The following is a 24,221-nucleotide window of genomic DNA, read 5'->3' as shown; positions in this document are numbered from 1 at the left end:
CTTATACTCATTTGGCAAAGCGAAATCGCTATCAACTATTCTCCACAATAGCAATTTCCTTCTCTGTCAATCCATAAAGCTCGTAAACCATTTGGTCAATCTGCATGTCAAGTTCTTTAATGTCCGCCTCGAGTAATCTAGTTGATCGTACTTGTTCATTGAAATACTCCATCCATTCTGACTCTTGCATCAAAGAAAGTTTATGGTATTCAATTCCACGCTCTTTAGCCAACGCCTTTCTTGCTTTATTCAACTCAGTTATAAATTCAGAAAATTTGAGCTTATTCCAGTTTTGTAGTTTTTTGGAAGTCTTTTTAAGTTCAAACTTTGATTTTATCAAATCAATTAGCCGAGTCAATATCCCTTCAAGATGTTTACGCTTTACATTAGCGTTAAGAACTAGCTCTTTAATTATATCTAAATTTTCAAATCGTTTAAAGGGTATTTGCTTTAAGAGTTGATTATTCACGCTAATATAACCACCAGACATATGCTTATCTGAAAACTTATATCTGAAAAACCAATTGATAAGCTTTGAATTTATAATCAATTGAACATGGTACAAATCATCTGGGTGTCCACAAATACTATACACACTGACAGCTGGAGCATGACTACCATTAATATCTAACGAAGCTTCAAGAACTTTTGTCATTCCTGCAACCATTACTTTTGGTTTGCTGAATAACGCCCACTTACCTTCTGAGATTATCTCGGAATCATAGGTTATGAATGGTTCTTTGTAATCCTTCTTTTTGTATCTGGTTATGCTGTTATTGAAAATATGAGGGTCAATAGTACCTGTAACTATTAACTTTTTTGAATCTGAATTAACTCTTCCCTCCGTGACGCACTTAGCGTAATTTGTAAATTGAAAGCCATTTATACCCGGTTCGAAACTCAATACATCATTCAATAGATTATTTGAATTTTCTATTTTGAATATTACAGAATCACTCTCCGAATCTATTGAGTCGAGAAATTTCAGATTAACGAAGTCCCATTTTCTGCGAATCCCAAATTCTTCAAAGGCACCTTGATCCACTATAACCCTGTCAACGGTTGAATTATCTATTGTACTTTTAGTTTCCTTCAAAACCGTTATTATAATTGGATAAACCGAAGCTCCTGGAAACACCTTCACGTTGGAATAATCTATAACCTCAACGAAGTTATATTTTTCACAAATGAGTTCAAGCAAACTCCTTGAATACTTTGCAATTAAAAATTTATTAGGAATAATAAAAGAAAGCCTCTTATGAGTATTTAGCAAATGTAATCCTTGTTCAATAAAAGGTATGAAAATATCATAATTCCCTGACTCAGTGCTCTTAAACTTGTTATTCCAATAAGATATTTGATTTTGCATACCATGTCTATGCATATCTTTATTCGACACATAAGGCGGATTCCCAATAACCACGTCAAACCCACCTTTAGCAAAGATCTCTGGAAACTCTTCCTGCCAGTTAAAAGCCTTATCGCCTGCCACGGCTTTGCTGTCTATTAAACTATTACCGCACTTAATGTTGTTTGACAAATCATTGAGCTTTCTTCTCGGTTGTGCAGTACGCAACCACAGAGACAGCTTGGCTATCTCTACAGACTCCTCGTTAAGGTCTACCCCAAAGATGTTTTTCTCTAAAACCGTGTTCTCTATATCCGGGAACTGCAAGCCGCCGCCTAAAAGCCTTGTTTTAAGTTCATCTATATAATTATGCTCGCTTATCAGAAAGTCTAAAGCCTGGTTTAAAAATGCCCCAGAGCCGCAGGCAGGGTCACAAATGGTTATTTGCAGCAACCACTCGCGGTACTCATCCAGTATATCACGCAGGCGCTCTAAAGTAGCTTTTTGCCGCCCTTTGCGGCTTTTGTAGTACTCCTCTTCTTTAAAACCTAGCTCTTGTTTCTTTTCTTCACAGAGCTTGCCAACGGTATTCTCTACTATGTATTTGGTTATGTATTTTGGGGTATAGAATACACCGTCCTTTTTGCGCTTGCTCTTTTGCTTATCGAACTCCCCGCCTTCTATCTCGGCATTAACGCTCTCTATCTCGTTCAAAGAGTTCTCAAAGATATGCCCCAGTATGTTTACATCTACCTGGCTCTCAAAGTCATAGTTAGCCAGTTTTAAGGTGTGTTTGTAGAGCAGCTCATCGTCTAGCTCAATAGTATCCAGAACAGTATCAGGCTTAAATAAACCTCCATTATAGGCATAGATCTCTGCCTTCTTGTCCGTGCCTTCTCTGCCCTCGTCCAAGTATTTGAAATAGAGCTTAAAACGCTCGTATAGCGGCACATTCACATCTAGGTCTTTAAGCTTGTTCCATTCTTCCAGTATCAGCAGGGTTGAGTTGGGTGGTAGCAAGCCTCTGTCCTCAGCAAAGAAGATAAAAAGCAACCTATCTATTAACTTCTGTGATTTTTTAAAGAGCGACAGCTTTACGTTCTTCTCTATGCGCTGTAACTCTGCCTTAACCACATCATCGGTAGCATGATCGCTGAGCATACTCTTGGCCTCTTCTTTAAGGCGTTTGCCGTTGCGCTTTACAAGATCGCGGTAAAGCTCTCTTTTAAAGACAGAATAGTCTTTGTAAAACTCTTTGGTAATAGCCTCCTCTTGAGCTAAAGAGTCTTCTTTGATTTTTAATGGGAGGTTAGAGAATATATTTTCCTTGGCCAAACACAAATACAGTAATTCAAATTGGTCATGGCTGAGGTTAAAAAGGTCAAACTCAATGAACTCGGTGGCATCATTAATATAGAATCGTAACTTCTCAAAGTTTGAAGTGATCACGTACACACAATCCTTCTGATTGGCCTTGTAATCAAAAGCCTGCCTGCGTATACTTTCCAAGTCTTTGGTTTTGGTGCTTTTTAGCTCAATAACACCAATAGCACTGTCATCCTTTAAAATGGCGCCATCGGCCTTTCTGGCATTGGTCTCATTCTTGTACTCGGCGACAAGGTTAAATGGCTCCTTAGGCTTTAAAGTATAGCCCAGAACATTCACGAATAGTTCTGTCAAGAAAATACCTTGGTACTCCTCTTCTTTAGAGTTCTTAATATTCTCCTGGATCTTGGCATCTAGAAAATACTTACTGAACCGCTTGAATTGCCGTTCTAAAAGTGCTTTATCTTGTAGGTTTAGGTATTTCTTTAGAACAGAAGCTTGAAATAAGGGCATATAAGAGACCTGAGTTGTTAGTTTAATTAACCTATTTACCGGGGAGTAAGTAAAAATAACAAATACCTTAAAAAAGCTTCCACGAATTAAAAAGTAATTCGAAAACCGTCCCTTCACGCGAAGCGTCTGTATATTCCCAAAGATCGGTTCGATGTCGCAATAATGCTGCGTAGCAGCTCGCGACTCAGATTTTGGGAATGGTTCGGCGCGACTTCGTATTTTTTGTTAACGAAGGAGCGGTGAAACAGACTTGGAAGGGGCTAGCGCTTTTGGGTACTTTTGCCGCGATGGGAAAAGTACCATAATAAAAAAACCTCCAACTTTCGTTGAAGGTTTTTTTGTACGGATGAAGGGCGGCCGAGCGTTTAAAAAACATCCTGTGGATGTTTTTAGCGAGGAGCCGGCGTTGAGGGGATCTACAAAATAAGATTAATTGAAAATAAAAAAGCCCTCAACTAGGTTGAGAGCTTTTGTGCGGATGAAGGGAGTCGAACCCCCACGCCTTGCGGCACTAGATCCTAAGTCTGGTATATATTGCACCAATAAAACATAAATCAGCTCATTTTCAATGATTTATGTTTTTAATCATTTTATTTAAAGTCAATTAATATCAGTTAATATCAACATTTGTTGTACCTATGTTGTACCTAAAAAGCCTAATAATTTCGTACCTTTATCAAAGGTATAAACCAAAAATTGAGCAAAAATCACAATGTTGTACCTATGTTGTACCTGATTTGACTTTCGTACTCAAAAAAGGTCAATTATGTCATCAAATGCAAAAATAGTTCTTCGTAAAAAACCGAACGTTAAAGGTCAATATCCATTAGCTATTCGAATCACAAAAAACCGTCGCTCTACCTATCAGTATGTTGGTCATTATATCGATTTAGAGGAATGGGACGAAAAAAATCTTCGAGTAAAAAAAACAAATCCAAATGCTGATAACCTAAACAAGTTGCTATCACAACAACTTTCTGATGCCAATAAGGCTCTTATCGATTTACAGTCTGAGTATAAAGATGCCTCAGCAAACCAAATTAAAAAAGAAATATATGCGTCAGGGAATTCCTCAACTTTCTTTGAGCTGGCACAAGAACATCTGGACGAACTGAAAGTTGCAGAAAAGTTAAACCGTCTATCTACGGACAGCGCATTGATTAGTTATATTGTAAAATATCACAAATCTAAACAACTTTCATTTCAAGAAATTGATGAACGATTTCTTAAAAAATTGATGATATACCTCAAAGTTAAGCACCACCTTGCTGAGACTTCAATAATGAATATACTTGTCCTAATCCGCTTATTATTCAACAGAGCTATAAAGCTAAAAATAGTCAGTAGGGAACTATATCCTTTCGGTGGTGACAAAATTAAAATCAAGTTTCCTGAGACGACAAAAATAGGGTTGAATATTATTGAGGTAAGAGCTATTGAAGCTTTAGATAATCTAACCTACAATGAAATTCATACAAGAAACGTTTGGCTATTTAGCTTCAATTTTGCAGGAATGCGCGTTACAGATGTGCTTTGGACAAAATGGTCGGACATATATGATGACCGGTTACATTATAGAATGAATAAAAATTCAAAATTATTGTCCTTAAAAATTCCAGATAAGGTCCAAAGTATTTTGAATTACTATAGAAATGATAAGAGATTTGACACTGATTTTGTTTTTCCCGAATTAAAAAAGGCTAATCTCAATGACGCTAAGGATATCTATAATAAAAGAAAAACGGCGACAAAAAAATTCAATGATAACTTAAAATCAATTGGCAAAAAAGCAAAAATAGATAAGAAGATAACAATGCACATTGCTAGACATACTTTTGGCAATATTGCAGGTGATACCATTCATCCATTAATGCTGCAAAAACTTTATAGACATAGTGATTTAAAAACAACTTTGAATTATCAAGCAAATTTTATCCATAAGGAAGCTGATGATGCTCTAGACAGTGTAGTTAATTTTTAATTAATCTAAAGCAATAACAGCTACTTTTAACGTGGGATATATTTGATTTAATTAAGATAATTTTTGATTGAAACACTCCACCAACATTTTGTAGAGTTCTGGGTGCTTTCTCTTAAGTAAATCTGGACGTTCAAAAAAGTATTCAGAAGCTACTGCAAAGAATTCGGCTTGGTTAGTTCCTCCATATTTACGGATGTCGGATTGGTTACCATTTATGGCTTCCATTTCTCTATGAATCAAATTCAACCACGGGATGGTATATTGATGCTGTAATAGCCGTTCTGGAATCCCGTCCGTATGGTCATCGAGCTTATCAATAAGATGTACAAATTCGTGAATGCCCGTGTTGTTTTTATCGCTTTTGTTTTTGAAACCGTGGTAAAGGGCTTTTTTAGAAAGAATCATTTGTCTTTCAAAACGTCCGTTACCAACAATTCCACCTATATAACGGGATTTTTCCTTAGACCCAAATTGCATATCCTCATTGAAATTGTCTGGATACAGTAGGATTCCGCTTAAATTGGTGTAATGCCATTCTTTGAACCCAAATACGGGTATTACCGCACTTGCAGCGATTAGAATTTTGTCAAGTTCTTGCAATTCCAACTGTACACCATCAATATAAACTTCACTCAAAAATTGCATCATTCGCTGCTGAAATACCTCTTGCCTTTCTTTTGAAAGATTTCGATAGTAAAGTACGTTATCCAGCAACAAACTATGCCAATACTCTGGAAAAGGCTGTACCTTTTGCCGTTGTGCTTTTCTGTAAAAGTGAACAACCAAAAGAAGAATGACACCTAAGAGGATAGCGTAACCCATATCAAATTGAGTATGTTATGCTACAGACTCTGCCTTAAACCCTACTTTTTGCAAAGTAGTCTTAATAGCTTCTTCTGAAGCACCATCACTTTCTATTGTCAATATTTTGTCAGGATTGGCGGTATCTACTTCCCAACTTTCTACACCTTCCTGCTTGTTTAAAAAAGGGGTTACTTTTGATACGCACCCACCACAATTGATATTTGTTTTAAATTTTAAAGTTTTCATAGTTTCTGAATTTATGATTGTTAAAGTTTTACTTGTTTTAAGCGCAGACTATTGGCTACGACCGATACACTACTGAATGCCATTGCAGCTCCTGCTATCATTGGGTCCAACAAAAAGCCATTGATGGGATATAGCACACCTGCAGCTATCGGGATGCCAATGATGTTGTATATAAATGCCCAAAACAGATTTTGGCGAATACCCATAACGGTTTTCTTTGATAGTTTCAATGCTTTGGAAATTGACTGTAAATCTGAAGTTATCAAGGTCATTTTTGCAACGTCCATCGCGATGTCGGAACCTTTTCCCATTGCAATGCTGACATCGGCTTGCGCCAAGGCGTGGGAATCGTTGATACCATCGCCTACCATAGCTACTATTTTACCATCAGACTGCAATTTTTTCACAAAGGTTGCTTTATCAGAAGGCATTACTTCCCCTTGGAAATTTGCTATTCCCACTTGTTGGGCTACGGCTGATGCTGTCTTATTATTATCACCTGTTAGCATATAGACATCAATGTCCCTTTCGTGAAGTGTTGCAATGGCTATTTTTGAAGTTTCCTTTATTTTGTCTGCAATAGCAAGTATCGCCAATACATCTTTTTCATTACCAAAGAATATGACGGTTTTTGCTTGCTCTTCAAGACTTTCTGCTGTTTGCATCAAGGAAGCATCAATTTGTATATTCTTCTCAAGCATTAATTTATGGTTTCCAACATAGTATTGTGAGCCATTTTCTGTTTTAGCTTGCACACCTTTACCCGTAATACTTTCAAAAGAAGCAATTTCAACTTTTTCAATATTTTCTTCTTTAAAATGATTAACAACTGCTTCTGCCAAGGGGTGTTCAGACTGGGCTTCTATTGCTAAAAGCAACTGTTTAAATTCATTTTTATTTTCAAGTGTACGCTTCCAATGCATATCGGTCACCAATGGTTTTCCCTCGGTAATAGTGCCAGTTTTATCAAGGATGATAGCATTAACTTTATGACCGAGTTCTAAACTCTCGGCATCTTTTATAAGGATATTATTTTCGGCACCTTTGCCAATACCCACCATAATAGCAGTAGGTGTAGCCAACCCTAGGGCGCAAGGACAGGCAATGACTAGTACAGCGACAGAAGTCAATAAAGCTTGAGAAAACGCATTATCACCTCCCACAGACATCCAGACGATGAAGGTAACAATGGATATCCCCAATACGATGGGAACAAATATTCCAGCAATTTTATCGACCAATTTTTGTACGGGTGCTTTGCTACCCTGTGCCTCCTGTACCATTTTTATGATTTGGGAAAGCAGGGTTTCACCTCCAACTTTTTCTGCAGTAAATTGAAAACTACCTTTTTGATTGACAGTACCAGCAAATACCTTCTCTTCTCTGGACTTTTGTACTGGAACAGGTTCACCTGTAATCATACTTTCGTCTACATATGAGCTTCCTTTAATAACTTTCCCATCTACGGGAATCTTTTCTCCAGGGCGGACTAAAATAGTTTGACCTACTTGCACAGCCGAAATACGAATTTCTTTTTCTTCCCCATTATCAATAACTTTAAGCGTTTTAGGTTGTAATCCCATTAATTTTTTAATGGCCGAAGAAGTATTCGATTTGGCTTTTTCTTCCAGTAATTTCCCCAAAGAAATAAAGGTAATAATCACTGTCGCCGCTTCGTAATAAACGTGTGGCTCAATAGCACGATTTAACCAAAATTCCGGAAATAAGGTATTGAACACACTAAACAAAAATGCAATGCCCGTACTTAAAGCCACCAAGGTATCCATATTCGCCTTGCCACGTTTGGCCTGTTTGAAAGCATTGATAAAAAAACTACGCCCAAACCAGAAGAGAATGGGAATAGCCAATACCAAAGAAATCCACTTACCAGGTTCCCATTGCATAAAGAACATTCCAAGTATGAAGATGGGCAGTGTCAGAATAGCTGACCAAATGGTACGGTTTTTAATGTCTTGGTAATGCTTTTGTTGAAGCTCTTGTTGTGCTTCCATTGGGTCTTCTGCATCGATAATGATATCATAGCCCACTTCACGCAGTGCGTTCTGAAGTTTTTCTTCAGAAATGGTTTCATCGTAATCGACTAAAACCGAATTGCTGGCAAAATTTACGATGGCCTTGTTTACGCCATCGGTATGGGAAAGAATCGACTCAACACTGCTGGCACAGGCGGCACAGGTCATACCCGTAACAGGAAAGGATTTTTTTATGCCTGTTTTTTGTTCTTTGGGTTTGGTATTGAATATATTGGTTGCCTCCATTTATTACTCCGTTTTGTATTTCACAAATTTCGGAATAGAACACGGAAAAGCTGTTACATTATTCGCTGAAAGAGTTGTAAAATTTGCTCATTCATTTTCTTTTATTAGTTGGTTTCTAATACCTCTTTAAATTAAATTATTCAATATACCAACTATGCTTTTAAAACATTTTCTCTATGCGCTTTTTTTGTATGTTAACTCCAAGTCATTCTTTGCAATCTGACCGCATTTAAAATAGCCAATAACGCCACCCCAACATCGGCAAATACGGCTTCTCAATGTGCCGCCCAAGCGACAAGGCCCAACACAAGTATCCAAAGCCATATATTCATACTACTACATCATTTCGATAATTTTAAAATCCTGATTGCCCCACGCATTACAAAGGCAAACACAATACCGCCTATGACCAAATCGGGCCATTTACTGTCCAAAAAATAGACCAACACCCCTGCCAGAATCACCCCTCCGTTCACGATAATATCGTTTGAGGTAAAAATGGCACTGGCCTGCATATGCGCTTCCTTACTCTTGGCTTTGTTTATTAGCCATAGAGAGACCAGATTACCAATAAGGGCGAAAATAGAAACGATAATCATCCACTGGAACAAAGGGGTCTCGCTACTGCTCAAAAACCTTCTCAACACCTCAGAAAACCCCAGCAGGGCCAAGGCCATCTGAAAGTAACCGCTGAATTTCGCAACTTTCTTCTTCCTTGAAACCGCGCCCCCTACGGCAAAGAGGCTCAAGGCGTACACAATACTATCTGCCAGCATATCCAAAGAATCGGCAATAAGACCCATAGAGGACGAAATCCACCCAGTGGTCATTTCGACCACAAAAAACCCGAAATTGATGCCCAACACCCACCAAAGTATCCTTTTTTGTTTGGTCTCGTCTTCGGCTACGGGCATTTGGGCCTGCTCCGTTTCCAGAAGTTGCTCACCCAGTTTCAATGTGCCCAAGGCACTGCTTATTTCTTCAATGCCGCCTTGGTGGTACACCTGTAGTTTCCTTTGTGGAATATCAAAATCCAAATGTTCTACCTGTGGAAAGCCCTCGAGTTTCATACGAATCATCTGTTCTTCGGAAGGGCAATCCATTTTACTTACCTTAAAAGTGGTTTGGTTTATAGTGGTCATTTAACTAATCTGTATTAATTTTACTTGTGGTCTTTAAAATTTTTACTTATTATGGGATTTCACATATTTTTCTAAAATCGACTTTAAGCTTTCCAAATATTCAACGAACGATTTATGAGTAGGTTTTGCTTCATCATCTACAGGAATCGTTATCGGATTCTCATCTAAATAGCGATAAAGTTCGGGGTATTCGTGTTCAATCCTTACTGTCAATTCGTTGATTTGTTGTGTTAGCTTTTGAATTTTCTTCATCTTCATTTTTTTATAATTTCATATATGCAACGCCCGGTCTTCGGTAGCGGCCAGACAGGCTTCCTTAAAGGTTTCTGAAAATGTGGGGTGGCCGTGCGACATCCGTGCAATATCTTCTGCCGCTGCCCTGAATTCCATCGCCACGACAGCTTCCGTATAACTATCGGCTATACGTGGACCTATCATATGAACGCCCAAAATCTCATCGGTTTCCTTGTCCGCAATCACTTTTATAAAGCCGTCGGTATCCATACTTATCTTGGCCCTTGCATTGGCCTTGAAAGGAAACGAGCCCGTTTTTATCGCTCTACCTGCGTCTTTAATTTCCTCCTCGGTAAGTCCCACACCGGCCACTTCGGGCTGTGTATAGACAATGTTCGGAATGAGGGGATAATTGATATGCGGCTTCTGACCGGCAATGCGTTCGGCCACAAAAACACCTTCTTCACTTGCTTTATGTGCGAGCATCGCACCTCGGACTACATCTCCAATGGCATAGACCCCTTTTACATTGGTCTCGAGGTTGTCATCTACCTTTATTTGTCCTTTTTCGTTGGTTTCCACTTCCAGGTTTTCGAGGCCCAGATTGTTGGTATATGGTTTTCTGCCTATGGCCATTAGGCAAAAGTCTCCTTCCAACTGCATTTCCTTGTCGTCTTTCCTGTTCTGTGCCTTAAGGGTCACCTTATCATCTGCCGCCACAGCTTTCGTGACCTTATGTTCCAGATAGAACTCGATATCCTGTTTTCTTAGGGACCTGTACAATTGATGCCCTACGGATTTGTCCATTGTATAGATAAGCCCATCAAAATACTCTACGATGGAAACCTTTGAACCCAACCTGGCGAAGACCGAACCTATCTCGACCCCAATGACACCACCTCCAACGACCATTAAGTGTTTGGGGATTTCTTTGAGGACAAGGGCTTCCGTAGAGGAAATAATCCTTTTTTTATCTATTTCTATGTTGGGCAGTGATGCGGGTTTTGACCCGGTGGCGATGACCATCTTATCGGTTTCTATGGTTTGTGTTTCGTCTTCGCCCTTAATTTCAATGGTATTTTTGTTCTTGATGGTTCCGTGGCCTTCATAAACGGTAACCTTGTTCTTTTTCATCAGGTAGGCTACCCCGTTGATGATTTCCCCCACGACGTCCTGAACCCTTTGGTTCATTTTTGCAATATCTACGTTCGCCTCCTTGACATCAATGCCGAAATCCTCGAATTGGTGTTTGAGCTTGTGGTAATGTTCCGAGGCTTCCAGCCAGGCTTTTGAAGGGATGCAACCCACGTTAAGGCAAGTGCCGCCAAGGGTGCTGTACCTTTCGATTATAGCCACTTTAAAGCCCAGTTGTGCCGCACGTATGGCACACACATAGCCACCTGGGCCGGAACCTATAATTGTTATATCATATTTTTCCATAGTTGTATTTTTTGGGTTAAATAAGGTGGAAGAACCTTGAACTTGACTCTTGGGCGCAAGTGTTCAAAGTCCTGGAACTCCCACCTGTTATTTTTCCTTACATTTCAGGCATATTCCTTTTAATACCAGGTTGACATCGTTTATTTTATAATCACTTGGTAAACTTTCTTCCGGTATTTTATTTGGCAAACAGATTGTTTTCTTACATTCGGTACAATGAAAGTGCAGATGTAAATCCGTACCGTATTTACTTTTTGTATTTTCACCAGAAATCGCAAATTTTGCCATTCCGGTTCCATCATTTATCTGATGAATAAGTCCTTTATCCTCAAAAATCTTGAGGTTGCGATAAAAGGTCGTTCTGTTTGCTGTCTTATTGTTTTCGCTCTTCTCAGCAAAGACCTTTTTTAAATCGGAAAAGGACACGGCACTTTGCTTCCTTCTCAGATACCTGTATATCTTGGACCTCATTTGAGTAGGGCGAATACCGTGATTTGACAATATTTTTTCCGTTTTGGTCATTTTTTTAAACTTGATTCAAAACCAATCTCCTTTATTTGATTTATTTTTTAAAGGCGAGCAAGCGCAATGCATTGACCACCACCACCAATGTTGAACCCTCGTGTACGGCCACGGCGATGCCGATACTTGCCCAGCTCATTATGGTCGCAGGGATAAGCAGTGCAACCACCCCAAGACTTACCCAAAGGTTCTGCCGGATAACGGACTTTGCTCTTCTACTTAAACCGATGGCAAAAGGCAAGGTTTCCAGTTTGTCAGCCATTAATGCTATATCTGCTGTCTCAAGGGCAACGTCGCTGCCCGCTGCGCCCATTGCAATACCAACGGTACTGTTCGCCATTGCAGGCGCATCATTGACCCCATCACCCACCATTGCCAGTTTATTTTCCTGTTCCGCAAGTTTTTTGATGGCTTCCACTTTTTCCTCGGGCAGCAGGCTACCACGGGCTTCTGTCAGCCCGATTTCCTCCGCTACGGCATCGGCCACTTTCTGGTTGTCGCCCGTAAGCATAATCATCTTCTTGATGCCTATTTCCTTCAATTGCGAAAGGGTTTCCCTGGCCTTTTCCCGTGGGGTGTCCATTAGCCCGAGCATCCCTATAAATTCATCGCCCCTTTTTATTAGCATCGTGGTTTTGCCTTCCCCTTCGAGGTTTCTTACCTTTTCCGAGACTTTATCGGGGACACCATCATCTATATCCTCAAAGAGTTCCAGATTGCCTATGTAAATGGAATTACCTTGATAATTTGCCTTTATGCCCTTGCCCTGTACGGCCTCCAAATCATCGGCATCTGGAATCTTGGTGTTCTTCCCCAGCCGTTCCATTCCGTCCCGCACAACTGCCTTTGCCAGGGGGTGGTCACTCAGTTCCTCAACCGCAATCGCGATTTCCAACAGTTCCTTTTTATCTATGTTGCCAAAACTTTCGACGTCGGTAAGCTTTGGCTTCCCTTCGGTAAGTGTTCCCGTTTTGTCAAAAGCGAGAGCGGTAAGCACCCCTAAGTCTTCCAAGGGGCGACCGCCTTTTATCAAAACCCCGCCACGCGCAGCTCTAGCAACGCCACTCAATACCGCAGATGGCGTAGAAATGGCCAGCGCGCACGGACTTGCTGCCACCAATACCGCCAGGGAACGGTATAGGCTTTCGCTCCAGGTCTCATCGATGACCAGAAAAGCAAAGTTTAATACTATGACCAGTATGATGACCGATGGCACGTAGTAGCGCTCAAACTTGTCGGTCAATAACTGAGTGGGCGATTTCTGGTCTTGAGCCTCTTGCACCATTGTGACCAAGCGGTTGAGAGTAGAATCTTTTGCCTCTTTGATAACCTTTATTTCGAGGGTATTGTTGCCATTAATGGTTCCTGAAAAAACACGGTTCTCATCCGGGATATCGCTTTTTGAGGTGTACTCCTTATCCGGATTTTCTATTGGTGTTTTGTCCACCGGAACACTCTCCCCAGTAATGGGCGACTGGTCCACACTACTATTGCCCTTTACGATGACTCCATCGGCAGATATTTTACTATTGGGGCGTACCACGATAGTATCACCTATCTGTAACTCTTCTATACCCACTTCAACGGTATCGTCATCCTTTTTTAATAGTGCAGTTTTAGGCGCAAGGTCTGTTAACGCTGCAATGGATTTTTTGGCCTTGCCCATTGCATAGTTTTCCAGTGCGTGACCCAGACTGAAAAGGAAGAGCAGCAAGGCCCCCTCTGCCCATTCGCTTAAATAGGCTGCGCCCGCCGCCGCAACCAGCATCAGGAAATCGATTTCAAACTCGCCCTTGGCAACTTTGGTAACGGCCTCTTTGAGGGTAAAAAAGCCACCAAAAAAGTAGGCTGCAATATAGAGCCCAAAAGGGATGTTCGCTGAAACCCCTGAATATTTTTCCAACAGGAAACCTGTAATTAGTGTGACCCCACTTAAAATCGCAAAATAGAGCTCCGTGTTTTTACCGAAGATGCCACCGTGGTCGTGATTGTGACCATCTTCCTTGCTGTGTTTTTCCTTGTCTTTCATATTATCATTATTTTTGTTATCGTTAATTAAGATTTAATCCACTTTTGGGCTTGTATTTTGTTAAAGGTTAACACATTTGCTATTTCCAATTCATTTTTTGCAACCGTATTGCATTGACAATGGCAACGAACGAGACACCTACGTCGGCGAACACAGCCTCCCACATCGTAGCCAAACCGATGGCACCCAAAACCAGGAAAATCCCTTTTACCCCAAAAGCAAGACCAATATTTTGCCATACGATACGGCGTGTTGAGCGTCCAATTTGGATACCTCGGGCCATCCTGCTTGGTTGGTCGGTCTGAATGATGACATCTGCGGTCTCTATGGCCACATCGCTGCCCAAACCGCCCATTGCGATACCCACATCACTGGCTGCGAGCACGGGTGCATCGTTGATGCCGTCGCCCATAAATGCTACCGTAGATTCAGGTTGTTCTTTGAGCTTTTCGACCTCGTTGAGCTTATCTTCCGGTAGCAAGCCGCCTTTGGCCCAATCAATATTCAGTTCCTTTGCAACTTGTTGGGTTATGGAATCCTTATCTCCAGAGAGCATTATGATTTTAGCTATTCCGGCCTCCCGAATCTGTTGAATGGTGTGATGCGCGTCTTCCTTAAGTTCATCGGCAATGGTCACATAGCCTGCGAATTTTCCATCGATGGCGACCATCACTATAGATTCGACTATTGCATCGGTTTCAGGGGGAACATCAACATTATTGGAAGTCATCAAAGCTTTGTTGCCGACCAAGACCTCCTTATGGTTGACTATGCCCTTCAATCCTTTTCCTGCTACTTCAGAAACTTCGGATGCCTTAAAATCAGCACCTTCCGCCTTGTATTCAAGAATTGCCTTTGCGATGGGATGGGTGGATTGTTCTTCCATCGCCATCAGGTATTGCATCATTTCGGCTTCGCTCAATACAGGAAATTCTGCTTCCCCTTTGACTGCGCTCAGGGCAGGCGCGAAATTATTTTTGGTCACCACTTCCTTAATCTTAAAGACCCCTTTGGTAACGGTTCCGGTTTTGTCCATCACCACAGTATTCACTTTGGTCATTGCATCGAGAAAGGATGCACCTTTGAACAGGATTCCGTTGCGCGATGCCGCACCCAGACCGCCGAAATAGCCCAGTGGAATGGAAATGACCAAGGCACAAGGGCAGGAAATCACCAAGAAAATTAAAGCTCGGTATAGCCAATCCCTAAACACATATTCATCGACAAAAAAATATGGTAACAAAGTGAGTCCGATAGCAAGGAAAACCACGATGGGCGTATAAATCCTGGCGAACTTTCTAATGAACAGTTCCGTCTTTGATTTTCGAGCGGTAGCATTCTGTACCATATCCAGAATACGGGCGATAGAACTGTCCTTGAATTTCTTGGTGGTTTCTACCTCGATAACACCATCGAGATTGATGCTTCCCGCAAAGACTTTTTCATTCTGTGTTATGGTGTCGGGCTTGCTTTCACCCGTAATCGCAGCGGTGTTCAGCGATGCTTTTTCAGACAGCAAAATGCCATCCAAGGGGATTTTCTCACCCACGCGTACCTGAATTTTTTCACCAATCTCAACAGTTTCTGGGTTGACCGAAACAAAATCCCCATTTTTATAAACCAATGCTTCATCGGGTCGCGCATCCAGAAGTGCCTTGATGTTTCCTTTCGCCCGATTGACTGCGGCGTTCTGGAACAGTTCGCCCACGGCATAGAAGAGCATAACGGCCACTCCTTCGGGATATTCGCCTATGGCAAATGCTCCCAAGGTGGCAATGGACATCAGGAAAAATTCTGTAAAGAAATCGCCATTTTTAATACTTTCCCATCCCTCCTTGATGACGGGAAAGCCAACAGGGATGTAAGCCACCGTGTACCACACAATCCTGACCCATCCCTTAAAGAAAGGAAAGGCATCGAAATAGTCAATGGCGATACCAACTATGAGCATCACAAAGCTGAAAATTGCCAGCAGATAGGTTTTGAGCTTTTTTTCGCTCGCTGAAATTACAGTGGACTGTTTCCCTTTTAGCTCCCGTAGCTGTAGTTTTTTCTTTTTCATCCTTTTGTTGAGACCCAGGTCATTGCCTGCTCTTTATTTTTAATATCAAAAAATTTAACTTCAGACTTTATGAAAAAATCAGTTGCCTTCGCGGCCCATTCCTGCCATTTTTTATTGCCCACAAAGGCCATCTTGCCATAATCTTCCAAATGAGCCGAATCAATCTTTAGGTCTTCCCAAAAGCCTTTAAGGGTATAGCCTTTAAAATCTTCCATTTCAAAATAGAAATCCACTTTATGCCCTTTTTCTATGATGTTGTGGATAAGCGGATGCATCTTTTCCATATCCTTTTCCGTAAGTTTCCCGCTGATTTTAGCGGCAATAAGATGTTCCTGTTCTAAGTTTATTATCTGTAGCATATCTGTATTTTTATGTTCATCTATTTAAAATATTCATTCATTGTAAGTGCAAATATCCATTGGCTTTACACTTACTTCTCTTAATTATAAAGCGCCTTCTCTTTTCCTAAGTGCAAGATGGCTTCGGGCAAATCGAGTTCGCGCGTGGCATTGCCCGTGCGTATATAAAACCGTGACCTCCCGTCCTGACTTAGATAGACCGGTATTTTGGCCGGGGCTATTTCTATGTAGCACACGTCATTTTCTCCATATCTGTAGAAAGATACATTTACAGCCGTACATAAATGGGTGCCCAATTTTAGAGATATCAACTGCATCAGGAATTGCTCGAAACCATCTGTATCAGGTTTTTTCAAAGTTTCAAAATCCTGATTTAAACCAAGGATGTTGCCGTTATCATCTACTCCTATGAGCAATTTACCACCTTTGGTGTTCATAAAGCCCGCTATGGTCTTGGCAATTACAAATTCCAACTGTTTATTCACTTTGGATTGACGTAAATCCCACCTCAGGGTAGCCTTGAATTCAACAAACTGATTTTCGCCATTTTTGATAAGCGCTATAATTGCATTGCCGTCATTCCTTTTCTTTGTTAAAATGAAAATTTTATTTCTAAGAAAAGCCATAAGGGCAAGGCTACTACCCATAATCCCAAACAAAACATTTTTGAATATTTGGTCTATATCACCAAAGCGTATCGTATTTTTAATGGTTTTTAAAAAAAGTGCATACCAGTTACCAGTATCCCCAGTTTCATCATATAGGTAAAGTGATAGAGCCAAAGGCTGAATGATGAACAGTCCAAAGAGAAAACCGATTACTATTATATACACGATTTTTTTTCTATAAACCATATTTTTAAGACCTTGGCTATTCATACCTTGGGATTCATACTTTTTCTCTGGAACTGATAATTACACGCTTTTTCATTTTAACAAATTCAATATTTTATTTCGCCATCGTTATTCTTCAATCCAGCTTTTAGCAAGCTCTTTATCTTCCGAATGAAAATATTTAATATGTGCCTCAGAGAATGGCAAAAGATTTTTGGTAAATTCTTCCTGCCATTCTATACTACCTACAAGTGCCACTTTCTTTAAATGGTCTTGTTTTGGAATTTTGAATTCCATTTCATTTTCTACAGTTTGATGCCTTGTATTTTTGACTTCACTTACTTCTATATACCAAGCAGCACTTTTGTATTTTTCAAGGTGCTCACTAACAGCCGTTATTAGCATAGCAACATCATCTTTGTCCATACCATTTTCTGCCAATGAGTATAGGATGTTATCTTTTTTATAAATCGCTAACATAATAGGATTTTTATGGTTTATATTTCTTGATATTAATTATTCTGATTGCCTACTGCATTTCTCACACACACCTTTTACAACCAGATTGATATCTTCTGTGATATAACCCTCTGGTAGATTGATTTGTGGTATTTTATGTTCTGTGAGGCAAACGGTTTCATCGCAGTTGCTGCAATGAAAGTGCAGGTGCAGGTCGTTGCCCACCTCACATTCACAATTCTCTTCGCAAAGGGCGTACTTTAGTACTCCTGTGCCATCTTCAATTTGGTGTACGATGGCATTTTCTTCAAAGGTCTTCATCGTTCTATACAAGGTGCTCCTTTCGGATATTTTGAAATCCTTTTCCAAATCGCCAAGGCTAATGGCCACCTCTAATTCTGCCAAGCGCTTATAGGTCATTAGCCGCATAGCTGTTGGTCTTATGCCTTTGCTTTCCAGAAGTTGGACTATTTTTTCCATTTCTATCACTGGGTTTTAAAGGTCGTACCGTTTTAGGGATTCACCTGTTTTGATTTGGAAGGCATCCTCAATATCAGATAGATAAATAATTCCGTCGCCAGGTTCGGGCGTTTTACCATTTTCTAAGATGATGTCGATTGCTGATTGCGCTTCTTCATTTTGACATACCAATTCCACTTTAACAACTGGGCTATCGGTTACATTAAAATCAAGGGAAGGTCTTGCTCCTTTTGCTTTGAATGCCCCAGTACCCTCTGCTTGTGAAAGGGTCATACTTTTAAAACCATTATCGCTAAGGGCCTCGATGACCCTTTGAATGCGGTTTGGTTTTACAAATGCTTTTATTTCCTTCATATTAAGGTTTTTAAAATGTTAATCGATTTTGAACCGAGCCTATTTTCTAATTTTTAACTAACTTATTAAGACGATAAACAAACCCGGAATCAAAACCTTTGCTAATTATAGGACTAGTGGTCGTGATCCAATTCACCTTTAATCATTTCCGAGGAAAGCATATAAGCCCCTTTGATGACCACTTTGGCATCCGTTGAAACGTCGGCGGGAAGGTTTATTTCTACAAAGCCTAAATCTTGAATACCAATGCTTACAGGTATTCTTTTAAACTTGATTTTATTTTCTTCTGGTGCTTCGTCTTCATCCACGATAAAAACGTAGGACTGTTCTCCTTCCTTGATGATTGCTTCTTCAGGAACTGCAAAGCCTGACTTTTTACCCTGTATAATTCGTCCTTCTACATACATACCTGGTAAGAGGTCGCCGTTTTTATTGTCTATATCTGCGTGTACGTGCAGTGCTTTGGGGTCTTCCTCAAAAGTCTTTCCAATGGAATGTACTTCGGCACTTAACAGCTCATCTGGTCTTGACGCTACCGTAAATTGTATTTTTTGACCCTCCTTTACTTTAGGAATATCTTTTTCGTACACCTTAAGGTCCAAATGAATTTTAGAATTATCACTTACCGTAAACATCTTGGATTGTGGTGCCACGTAATCGCCCAAGCTTACCATTACTTCATCGACATAGCCCGAAATTGGTGTAGTAATAGGTACGGCTGAAAATATTTCACCTTGTTCAACCTTAGTTGTATTGATTCCCAACAGGCGTAATTTTGACCTTAATCCATTTACACTCGATGTTGTAGAACGAAATTTGGATTGTGCCATTTGAAATTCCTTGCCCGAAGAAACACCTTTATCATAAAGGGTCTGCTTGCGCTCAAAATCTTGTTTAAGAAACACGAGTTCATCGTTCTTTTCCTGATATTCCTGTTGCATAGAAATGATATCTGGGTGTTCCAAATAGGCCAGAACCTCACCCTTTCGTACTTTATCTCCTTCTATTACTTTGATGGAACGTACATTACCGCCTACAAAAGGACTAATGTTGGCCATATCTTGAGGAAATAGCTCGAGGTTACCTGTAACTTTAATATTGTTACCGAGGTTTCTTTTTTCCAAGGTCTTGGTCTCCAAGCCAATGGTCTCTATTTGTTGTGTTGTAAGTTCTACCACGCCTTCTTCTCCTTCTTCCTCGTGGCCACCTTCTTCTTCGTCGTGACCCTCTTCGCCGTGTGTATCTTCTCCAGTAGCTTCGGTTTTTGAAACGTCTTCAGCTTCATTATGACCCAATTCAGAATCGGGTTTGCTGTTACAGCCTACCAATAAGAAGGTTAATAGTACTGTTATAATTATTGCTATATTTTTCATTATATTCTCCTTTTTTAGGTTTATAAATTGCCCAATTGATACTGTAACTCAATGGCTTGTTGATTATACTGGTTAATAAATTGTAAGTGGTTCTGTTTTATGCGAATGGCACTGTTTAAAATCGTGATATAGTTTACATAGTCTATCTCGCCTTCTTTGGAAGCAAGTTCTGCAGTTGTAATCTGCTCTTCGGCCAAAACCAGTGCACCTTCTTGGTAATAATTCAGCGTTTTTTGGGTTTTTTCCAATGATTTTAACAATTGTGACACCCTGCTTTCGGTTATTGCCTTTTGTTCCAAATATTGGTTCTCGGCCACCAAAGCATCTGCTTTAGCAGCCTTGACCCTTGCTTTTTGAGGAAAGAACCACAACGGAATACTTATACCTGCTTGATAGGTGTTGAACCCTGAAACATCGTCAACGATTTGTCTTCCATAGGTCAAATTGAACTTTGGCAGAAACTGGGATTTTTCTACCCCAACGTTGGCTTTGCTCACCTCGGCATTTTGCATAGAATATTGCAACAATGGATTATTGTCTATGGATGTTGAATCTATAACGCTCATATAATTCAACGGTTCGTAAGTACCTCCAACGGTTTCAATTTCTTGGTCAATCCCCAAATACTGTTTAAGCGCCCTTTTGGCAATCTCGATATCGTCATAGGCCTGTTGTCTCAAGACCTGTATCTGTTGATATTCAGAAGAAGCCGCGATAAATTCCAGCTTCCCAGTTTCACCAGTATCAAAACGTAGTTCTGCGGCTGTCTTGAAGTTGTTATACACACTATCTAACTGCTCCGCGAAGCGCAACTGGGCTTTGTTATAATTTATCTGGTCATAGGCTTGCATCACATTACGCACTAATTGTTGCTCGCTCAGGGCATAAAACTTCTCACCCAACTGAACACGTTGCTTATAGAACTTGGATTTTGAGAAACCAGATAACAAATCGATATTTCCCTGCTGAACCCCAATGGTAGTTTGCACACCGGGCAGGTCATTACCGAATTCTTCCTTGCCCGTAAAAATTTGCGTGCTACCAAGGTCGAAACTTGTTCCTTTCATCGCCCGCTCACGGTCTATAAAAGACTGACTTTCCTTAAGGGAAGGATAATTTTCTTTTGCCAAAGAAATAGCTTCCTCCAAAGTAACAGTCTGTGCTATTCCGCTATCTTGCGCATTTACTGAATTTGAGGTTAAAAATCCTCCCAAGCTCAATAGCACAACCAAAACAGTAGTGCTCTTGTTAATATAGCTTGGGTCGTTACCGTTATCCTTTCGTTGCTTACGAGCTTCCAACCAATAATACAAGACTGGAAGGACCACAAGTGTTAAAAATGTTGCTGTGAGCAATCCTCCAATTACCACCGTTGCCAATGGTCGCTGCACTTCTGCACCGCCCGAAGTAGAAAGCGCCATAGGGATAAAGCCCATAATGGCCGCCGTTGCCGTTAATAAAATAGGGCGTAGGCGCTCGTGCGTTGCCTCGTATATTCGTTTTTTTAAGTCTGTCATTCCACTTTCTTTTAGTTCATTGAATTTGTTTATCAGTACCAATCCATTTAATACCGCTACCCCAAAGAGTACAATAAAACCGACTCCTGCTGAAATACTGAATGGCATCCCCCTTATCCAAAGGGCAAACACTCCGCCAATGGCTGCCAGAGGCACTGCCATATAAATCATTAGTGATTGTGAGAACGAGCTCAAAGCGAAATAGAGCAAAATGAATATCAGAAAAAGTGCGATAGGTACTACAATCATCAATCGGTCTGATGCACGCTGTAAGTTCTCGAACGAACCCCCGTAGGTTACAAAATAGCCCGGTGGCAGTTTTACATCTGTTTCCAATTTTTGCTGAATTTCTTCAACCATCGATTTTACATCACGTCCACGAACGTTGACACCTACCGAAATACGGCGCGAGGTGTTGTCTCTTGAAATCTGCATTGGCCCTGGTTTGTAACTTATATTTGCAACTTCTTTTAAAGGTACTTGTGCACCACTTGGTAGGTCGATATACAGATTTTTAAGATTATTAATGTCTTGCCTAAACTCTTTCGCCAAACGAATAACCACATCAAAGCGTTTTTCGCCCTCAAAAATCACACCTGCCGATTCTCCCGCAAATGCAGCACTTACATAATCATTTAGCTTATCAACAGTTACTCCATACTGAGCCATTTTTGCACGATTGTATGCTACCGTCATCTGTGGTAAACCGCTCGTAGCTTCCACATTGAGGTCGGCCGCTCCGGGAACACTCCTAATGACCGCGGCGATTTCTTGAACCTTGTCTGCCAATACGCCCAAATCTTCCCCATATAACTTTATGGCCACATCCTCACGAACACCCGTTAGCAATTCGTTAAAACGAAGTTCCACGGGTTGCGTAAACACGAAATTCACACCGGGAACCACTGAAATTTTTTCCTGTATTTTTTCTATGAGTTCGTCCTTGCTCTCTGCACTGGTCCATTTGCTCTTATCCTTTTCAAGAATGATATAGCTATCGGCAATGTCCATCGGCATTGGGTCGGTAGGAATTTCGGCGACCCCTATTCTGGAAACCACTGTTTTTACTTCAGGAAATTCATTGATTAAATTTTGAAGTTTTTTTGATGCCTCTATAGATTCTGTAAGACTACTACCTGGTTTTATCAAGGCCTGAAATGCAATATCGCCCTCATCAAATTTGGGTATGAATTCGCCACCCATATTGCTGAAAATATATCCTGCAATCAATAATAAGGCGACTGCACCTATAACCACACCAGCTCTAAAGCGAAGTGCAAAATTGAGCAAGGGAACATACGCCCTGTTTAAACCGGACATTATTTTATCACTGAACCTGTCAATTTTGTTTTCAAATCTGGCAAACCAACTATTCTGATTTTTGGCAGGTTTGAGAAACATTGACGAAATCATTGGCACGTAGGTAAGACAAAGGATAATGGCTCCCAAAACTGCAAATCCGAAAGTAAACGCCATTGGACGGAACATTTTTCCTTCAACACCGGTCAAAAAGAGAATCGGTGTAAATACGATAAGGATAATTAGCTGTCCGAAAAATGCCGAATTCATCATTGTACTTGCCGAGTCGTAGGCGATTTCGTCCATTTCGGCCTGACCTATCGCTGCTTTTGATTTTTTCATCCGTTGATGGATGTGGAATACCATTCCTTCTACAATAATAACTGCACCATCCACAATGATTCCAAAATCGATTGCTCCCAAGGACATTAAATTGGCCCACACGCCAAATTGCTTCATCAAAATGAATGCAAAGAGTAATGATAGCGGAATTACAGAGGCTGTTATCAATCCGCCACGGAAACTTCCCAAGAGTAATACCAGTACAAAAATCACGATAAGCGAACCTTCAATAAGATTTGTTTCTACGGTACTTGTTGTTCTTCCAATGAGTTCACTACGACTTAAAAAAGGTTCGATATAAACACCTTCTGGAAGCGATTTTTGAATTTCGCCGATGCGCTCCTGTACATTTTCTATGACAGTGCCAGGGCTTTCACCTTTAAGCATTAAAATTTGGCCACCAACAGTTTCGTGACCATCTTGGGTAAACCCACCATAGCGCACTTGATTGCCAAAACCTACTTTTTCGGCAACGTCCCTTATCAACACTGGACTTCCGTTTTGAGTGGTTACAACAGTGTTTTCCAAGTCCTCAAGGCTACGTGCTAAACCCTCGCCACGAATAAAATTGGCTTGGTGGTTTTTCTCGATGTAGGCACCACCTGTATTGGCATTGTTCATCTTCAGGGCTTCAAAAACCTGATTCATTGTAATGCCAAAACTTTTAAGTTTGTCAGGATTTATTGCCACTTCGTACTGCTTTACGTAGCCTCCAAAAGCATTAACTTCAACTACTCCAGGAACTAATGCCATTTGGCGCTTTACAATCCAATCCTGAATGGTACGAAGCTCCATTGCATCGTATTTTTCTTCGTAGCCTTCCTTTACTTTTAAGGTATATTGGAATATTTCGCCCAAACCTGTAGTTATGGGTGCCATAAATGGCTCGCCGAAGCCTTCGGGGATTTCACCTGCAACTTCGGCTAATTTTTCTTGCACCAATTGCCGGGGCAGGTAGGTGCCTGCTTCATCCTCAAAGACAATGGTAACCACAGACAGCCCAAATCGGGATACGGAACGTAGCTCGATAACGTCAGGCAGATTTGCCATTGCCAATTCTACTGGATAGGTAACAAATTGCTCAATATCTTCAGTACCTAAATTTGGGGCAACAGTAATAACCTGTACTTGGTTGTTGGTAATGTCGGGTACAGAACCCAAGTTTATAGTGGCCATAGACCAAATGCCCGTACCCACAAGCGCCACTATAAAGAGCCCAATAATAAACTTGTTATTAATGGAAAATGAAATGATTTTGTTAATCATAGAGAAAGTATTA

The 24,221-nt window shown here is 40.6% G+C and carries 18 protein-coding genes; 1 reads left to right on the top strand and 17 read right to left on the bottom strand.

What is annotated here, in order from left to right; all coding sequences use genetic code 11:
* Positions 1 to 31: 31 nt before the first annotated feature.
* The gene (locus tag BTO09_RS08405; RefSeq protein ID WP_087524346.1) at positions 32 to 3,187 is read right to left on the bottom strand and encodes an Eco57I restriction-modification methylase domain-containing protein; all 3,156 of its coding nucleotides are present in this window, start codon (positions 3,185 to 3,187) and stop codon (positions 32 to 34) included.
* 766 nt (positions 3,188 to 3,953) lie between these two features.
* Between BTO09_RS08405 and BTO09_RS08400 the strand changes: the two genes are divergently transcribed.
* Complete coding sequence (locus tag BTO09_RS08400) at positions 3,954 to 5,168, top strand: site-specific integrase (RefSeq protein WP_087524345.1); 1,215 nt, start codon at positions 3,954 to 3,956, stop codon at positions 5,166 to 5,168.
* Positions 5,169 to 5,219: 51 nt separating this feature from the next.
* Here the strand turns inward: BTO09_RS08400 and BTO09_RS08395 are convergent, their stop codons facing one another.
* The 16 genes from BTO09_RS08395 to BTO09_RS08320 form a co-directional block, all read right to left on the bottom strand.
* Entirely contained in the window at positions 5,220 to 5,990 is a 771-nt protein-coding gene (locus tag BTO09_RS08395; protein WP_087524344.1) for a zinc-dependent peptidase, read from the bottom strand.
* 15 nt (positions 5,991 to 6,005) lie between these two features.
* Positions 6,006 to 6,218 (bottom strand): heavy-metal-associated domain-containing protein, encoded by a 213-nt coding sequence (locus BTO09_RS08390; RefSeq protein ID WP_087524343.1) that lies wholly within the window; start codon positions 6,216 to 6,218, stop codon positions 6,006 to 6,008.
* A 20-nt stretch (positions 6,219 to 6,238) separates the two neighbouring features.
* The gene (locus BTO09_RS08385) at positions 6,239 to 8,497 is read right to left on the bottom strand and encodes a heavy metal translocating P-type ATPase (protein ID WP_087524342.1); all 2,259 of its coding nucleotides are present in this window, start codon (positions 8,495 to 8,497) and stop codon (positions 6,239 to 6,241) included.
* Between the two features lie 341 nt (positions 8,498 to 8,838).
* Positions 8,839 to 9,639, bottom strand: coding sequence for a cation transporter (locus BTO09_RS08380; RefSeq protein WP_087524341.1), 801 nt, complete (start codon positions 9,637 to 9,639; stop codon positions 8,839 to 8,841).
* A gap of 42 nt (positions 9,640 to 9,681) precedes the next feature.
* A complete protein-coding gene (locus BTO09_RS08375; RefSeq protein WP_087525525.1) occupies positions 9,682 to 9,891 on the bottom strand; it encodes a hypothetical protein in 210 nt (69 codons plus the stop codon).
* Between the two features lie 18 nt (positions 9,892 to 9,909).
* Positions 9,910 to 11,313: a dihydrolipoyl dehydrogenase gene (lpdA, locus tag BTO09_RS08370; protein ID WP_087524340.1), complete on the bottom strand. Its 1,404-nt coding sequence runs from the start codon at positions 11,311 to 11,313 to the stop codon at positions 9,910 to 9,912.
* Between the two features lie 87 nt (positions 11,314 to 11,400).
* Entirely contained in the window at positions 11,401 to 11,835 is a 435-nt protein-coding gene (locus BTO09_RS08365) for a Fur family transcriptional regulator (protein WP_087524339.1), read from the bottom strand.
* 40 nt (positions 11,836 to 11,875) lie between these two features.
* On the bottom strand, positions 11,876 to 13,864 hold the full coding sequence (locus BTO09_RS08360; RefSeq protein WP_087524338.1) for a heavy metal translocating P-type ATPase: 1,989 nt from the start codon (positions 13,862 to 13,864) through the stop codon (positions 11,876 to 11,878).
* A gap of 79 nt (positions 13,865 to 13,943) precedes the next feature.
* Positions 13,944 to 15,926, bottom strand: coding sequence for a heavy metal translocating P-type ATPase (locus tag BTO09_RS08355; protein ID WP_087524337.1), 1,983 nt, complete (start codon positions 15,924 to 15,926; stop codon positions 13,944 to 13,946).
* Positions 15,923 to 16,285: an STAS/SEC14 domain-containing protein gene (locus tag BTO09_RS08350; RefSeq protein WP_087524336.1), complete on the bottom strand. Its 363-nt coding sequence runs from the start codon at positions 16,283 to 16,285 to the stop codon at positions 15,923 to 15,925. Before BTO09_RS08350 ends, BTO09_RS08355 begins: the two co-directional genes overlap by 4 nt.
* Positions 16,286 to 16,365: 80 nt before the next feature.
* Complete coding sequence (locus tag BTO09_RS08345) at positions 16,366 to 17,163, bottom strand: helix-turn-helix domain-containing protein (protein WP_232454935.1); 798 nt, start codon at positions 17,161 to 17,163, stop codon at positions 16,366 to 16,368.
* A gap of 84 nt (positions 17,164 to 17,247) precedes the next feature.
* Positions 17,248 to 17,598: an STAS/SEC14 domain-containing protein gene (locus BTO09_RS08340; protein WP_087524335.1), complete on the bottom strand. Its 351-nt coding sequence runs from the start codon at positions 17,596 to 17,598 to the stop codon at positions 17,248 to 17,250.
* Positions 17,599 to 17,634: 36 nt separating this feature from the next.
* On the bottom strand, positions 17,635 to 18,057 hold the full coding sequence (locus tag BTO09_RS08335; RefSeq protein WP_087524334.1) for a Fur family transcriptional regulator: 423 nt from the start codon (positions 18,055 to 18,057) through the stop codon (positions 17,635 to 17,637).
* Between the two features lie 15 nt (positions 18,058 to 18,072).
* Entirely contained in the window at positions 18,073 to 18,411 is a 339-nt protein-coding gene (locus BTO09_RS08330) for a P-II family nitrogen regulator (RefSeq protein WP_087524333.1), read from the bottom strand.
* A gap of 113 nt (positions 18,412 to 18,524) precedes the next feature.
* Positions 18,525 to 19,784 (bottom strand): efflux RND transporter periplasmic adaptor subunit, encoded by a 1,260-nt coding sequence (locus BTO09_RS08325; protein WP_087524332.1) that lies wholly within the window; start codon positions 19,782 to 19,784, stop codon positions 18,525 to 18,527.
* 20 nt (positions 19,785 to 19,804) lie between these two features.
* Positions 19,805 to 24,208, bottom strand: a complete 4,404-nt coding sequence (locus BTO09_RS08320) for a CusA/CzcA family heavy metal efflux RND transporter (protein ID WP_087524331.1) — start codon at positions 24,206 to 24,208, stop codon at positions 19,805 to 19,807.
* Between the last annotated feature and the right edge of the window lie 13 nt (positions 24,209 to 24,221).

It is taken from the genome of Gilvibacter sp. SZ-19 (assembly GCF_002163875.1).
Taxonomy (GTDB): Bacteria; Bacteroidota; Bacteroidia; order Flavobacteriales; family Flavobacteriaceae; genus Gilvibacter.
Note: the sequence above shows the minus strand (reverse complement) of the source record. Positions and strands in the feature narration are given on the sequence as shown.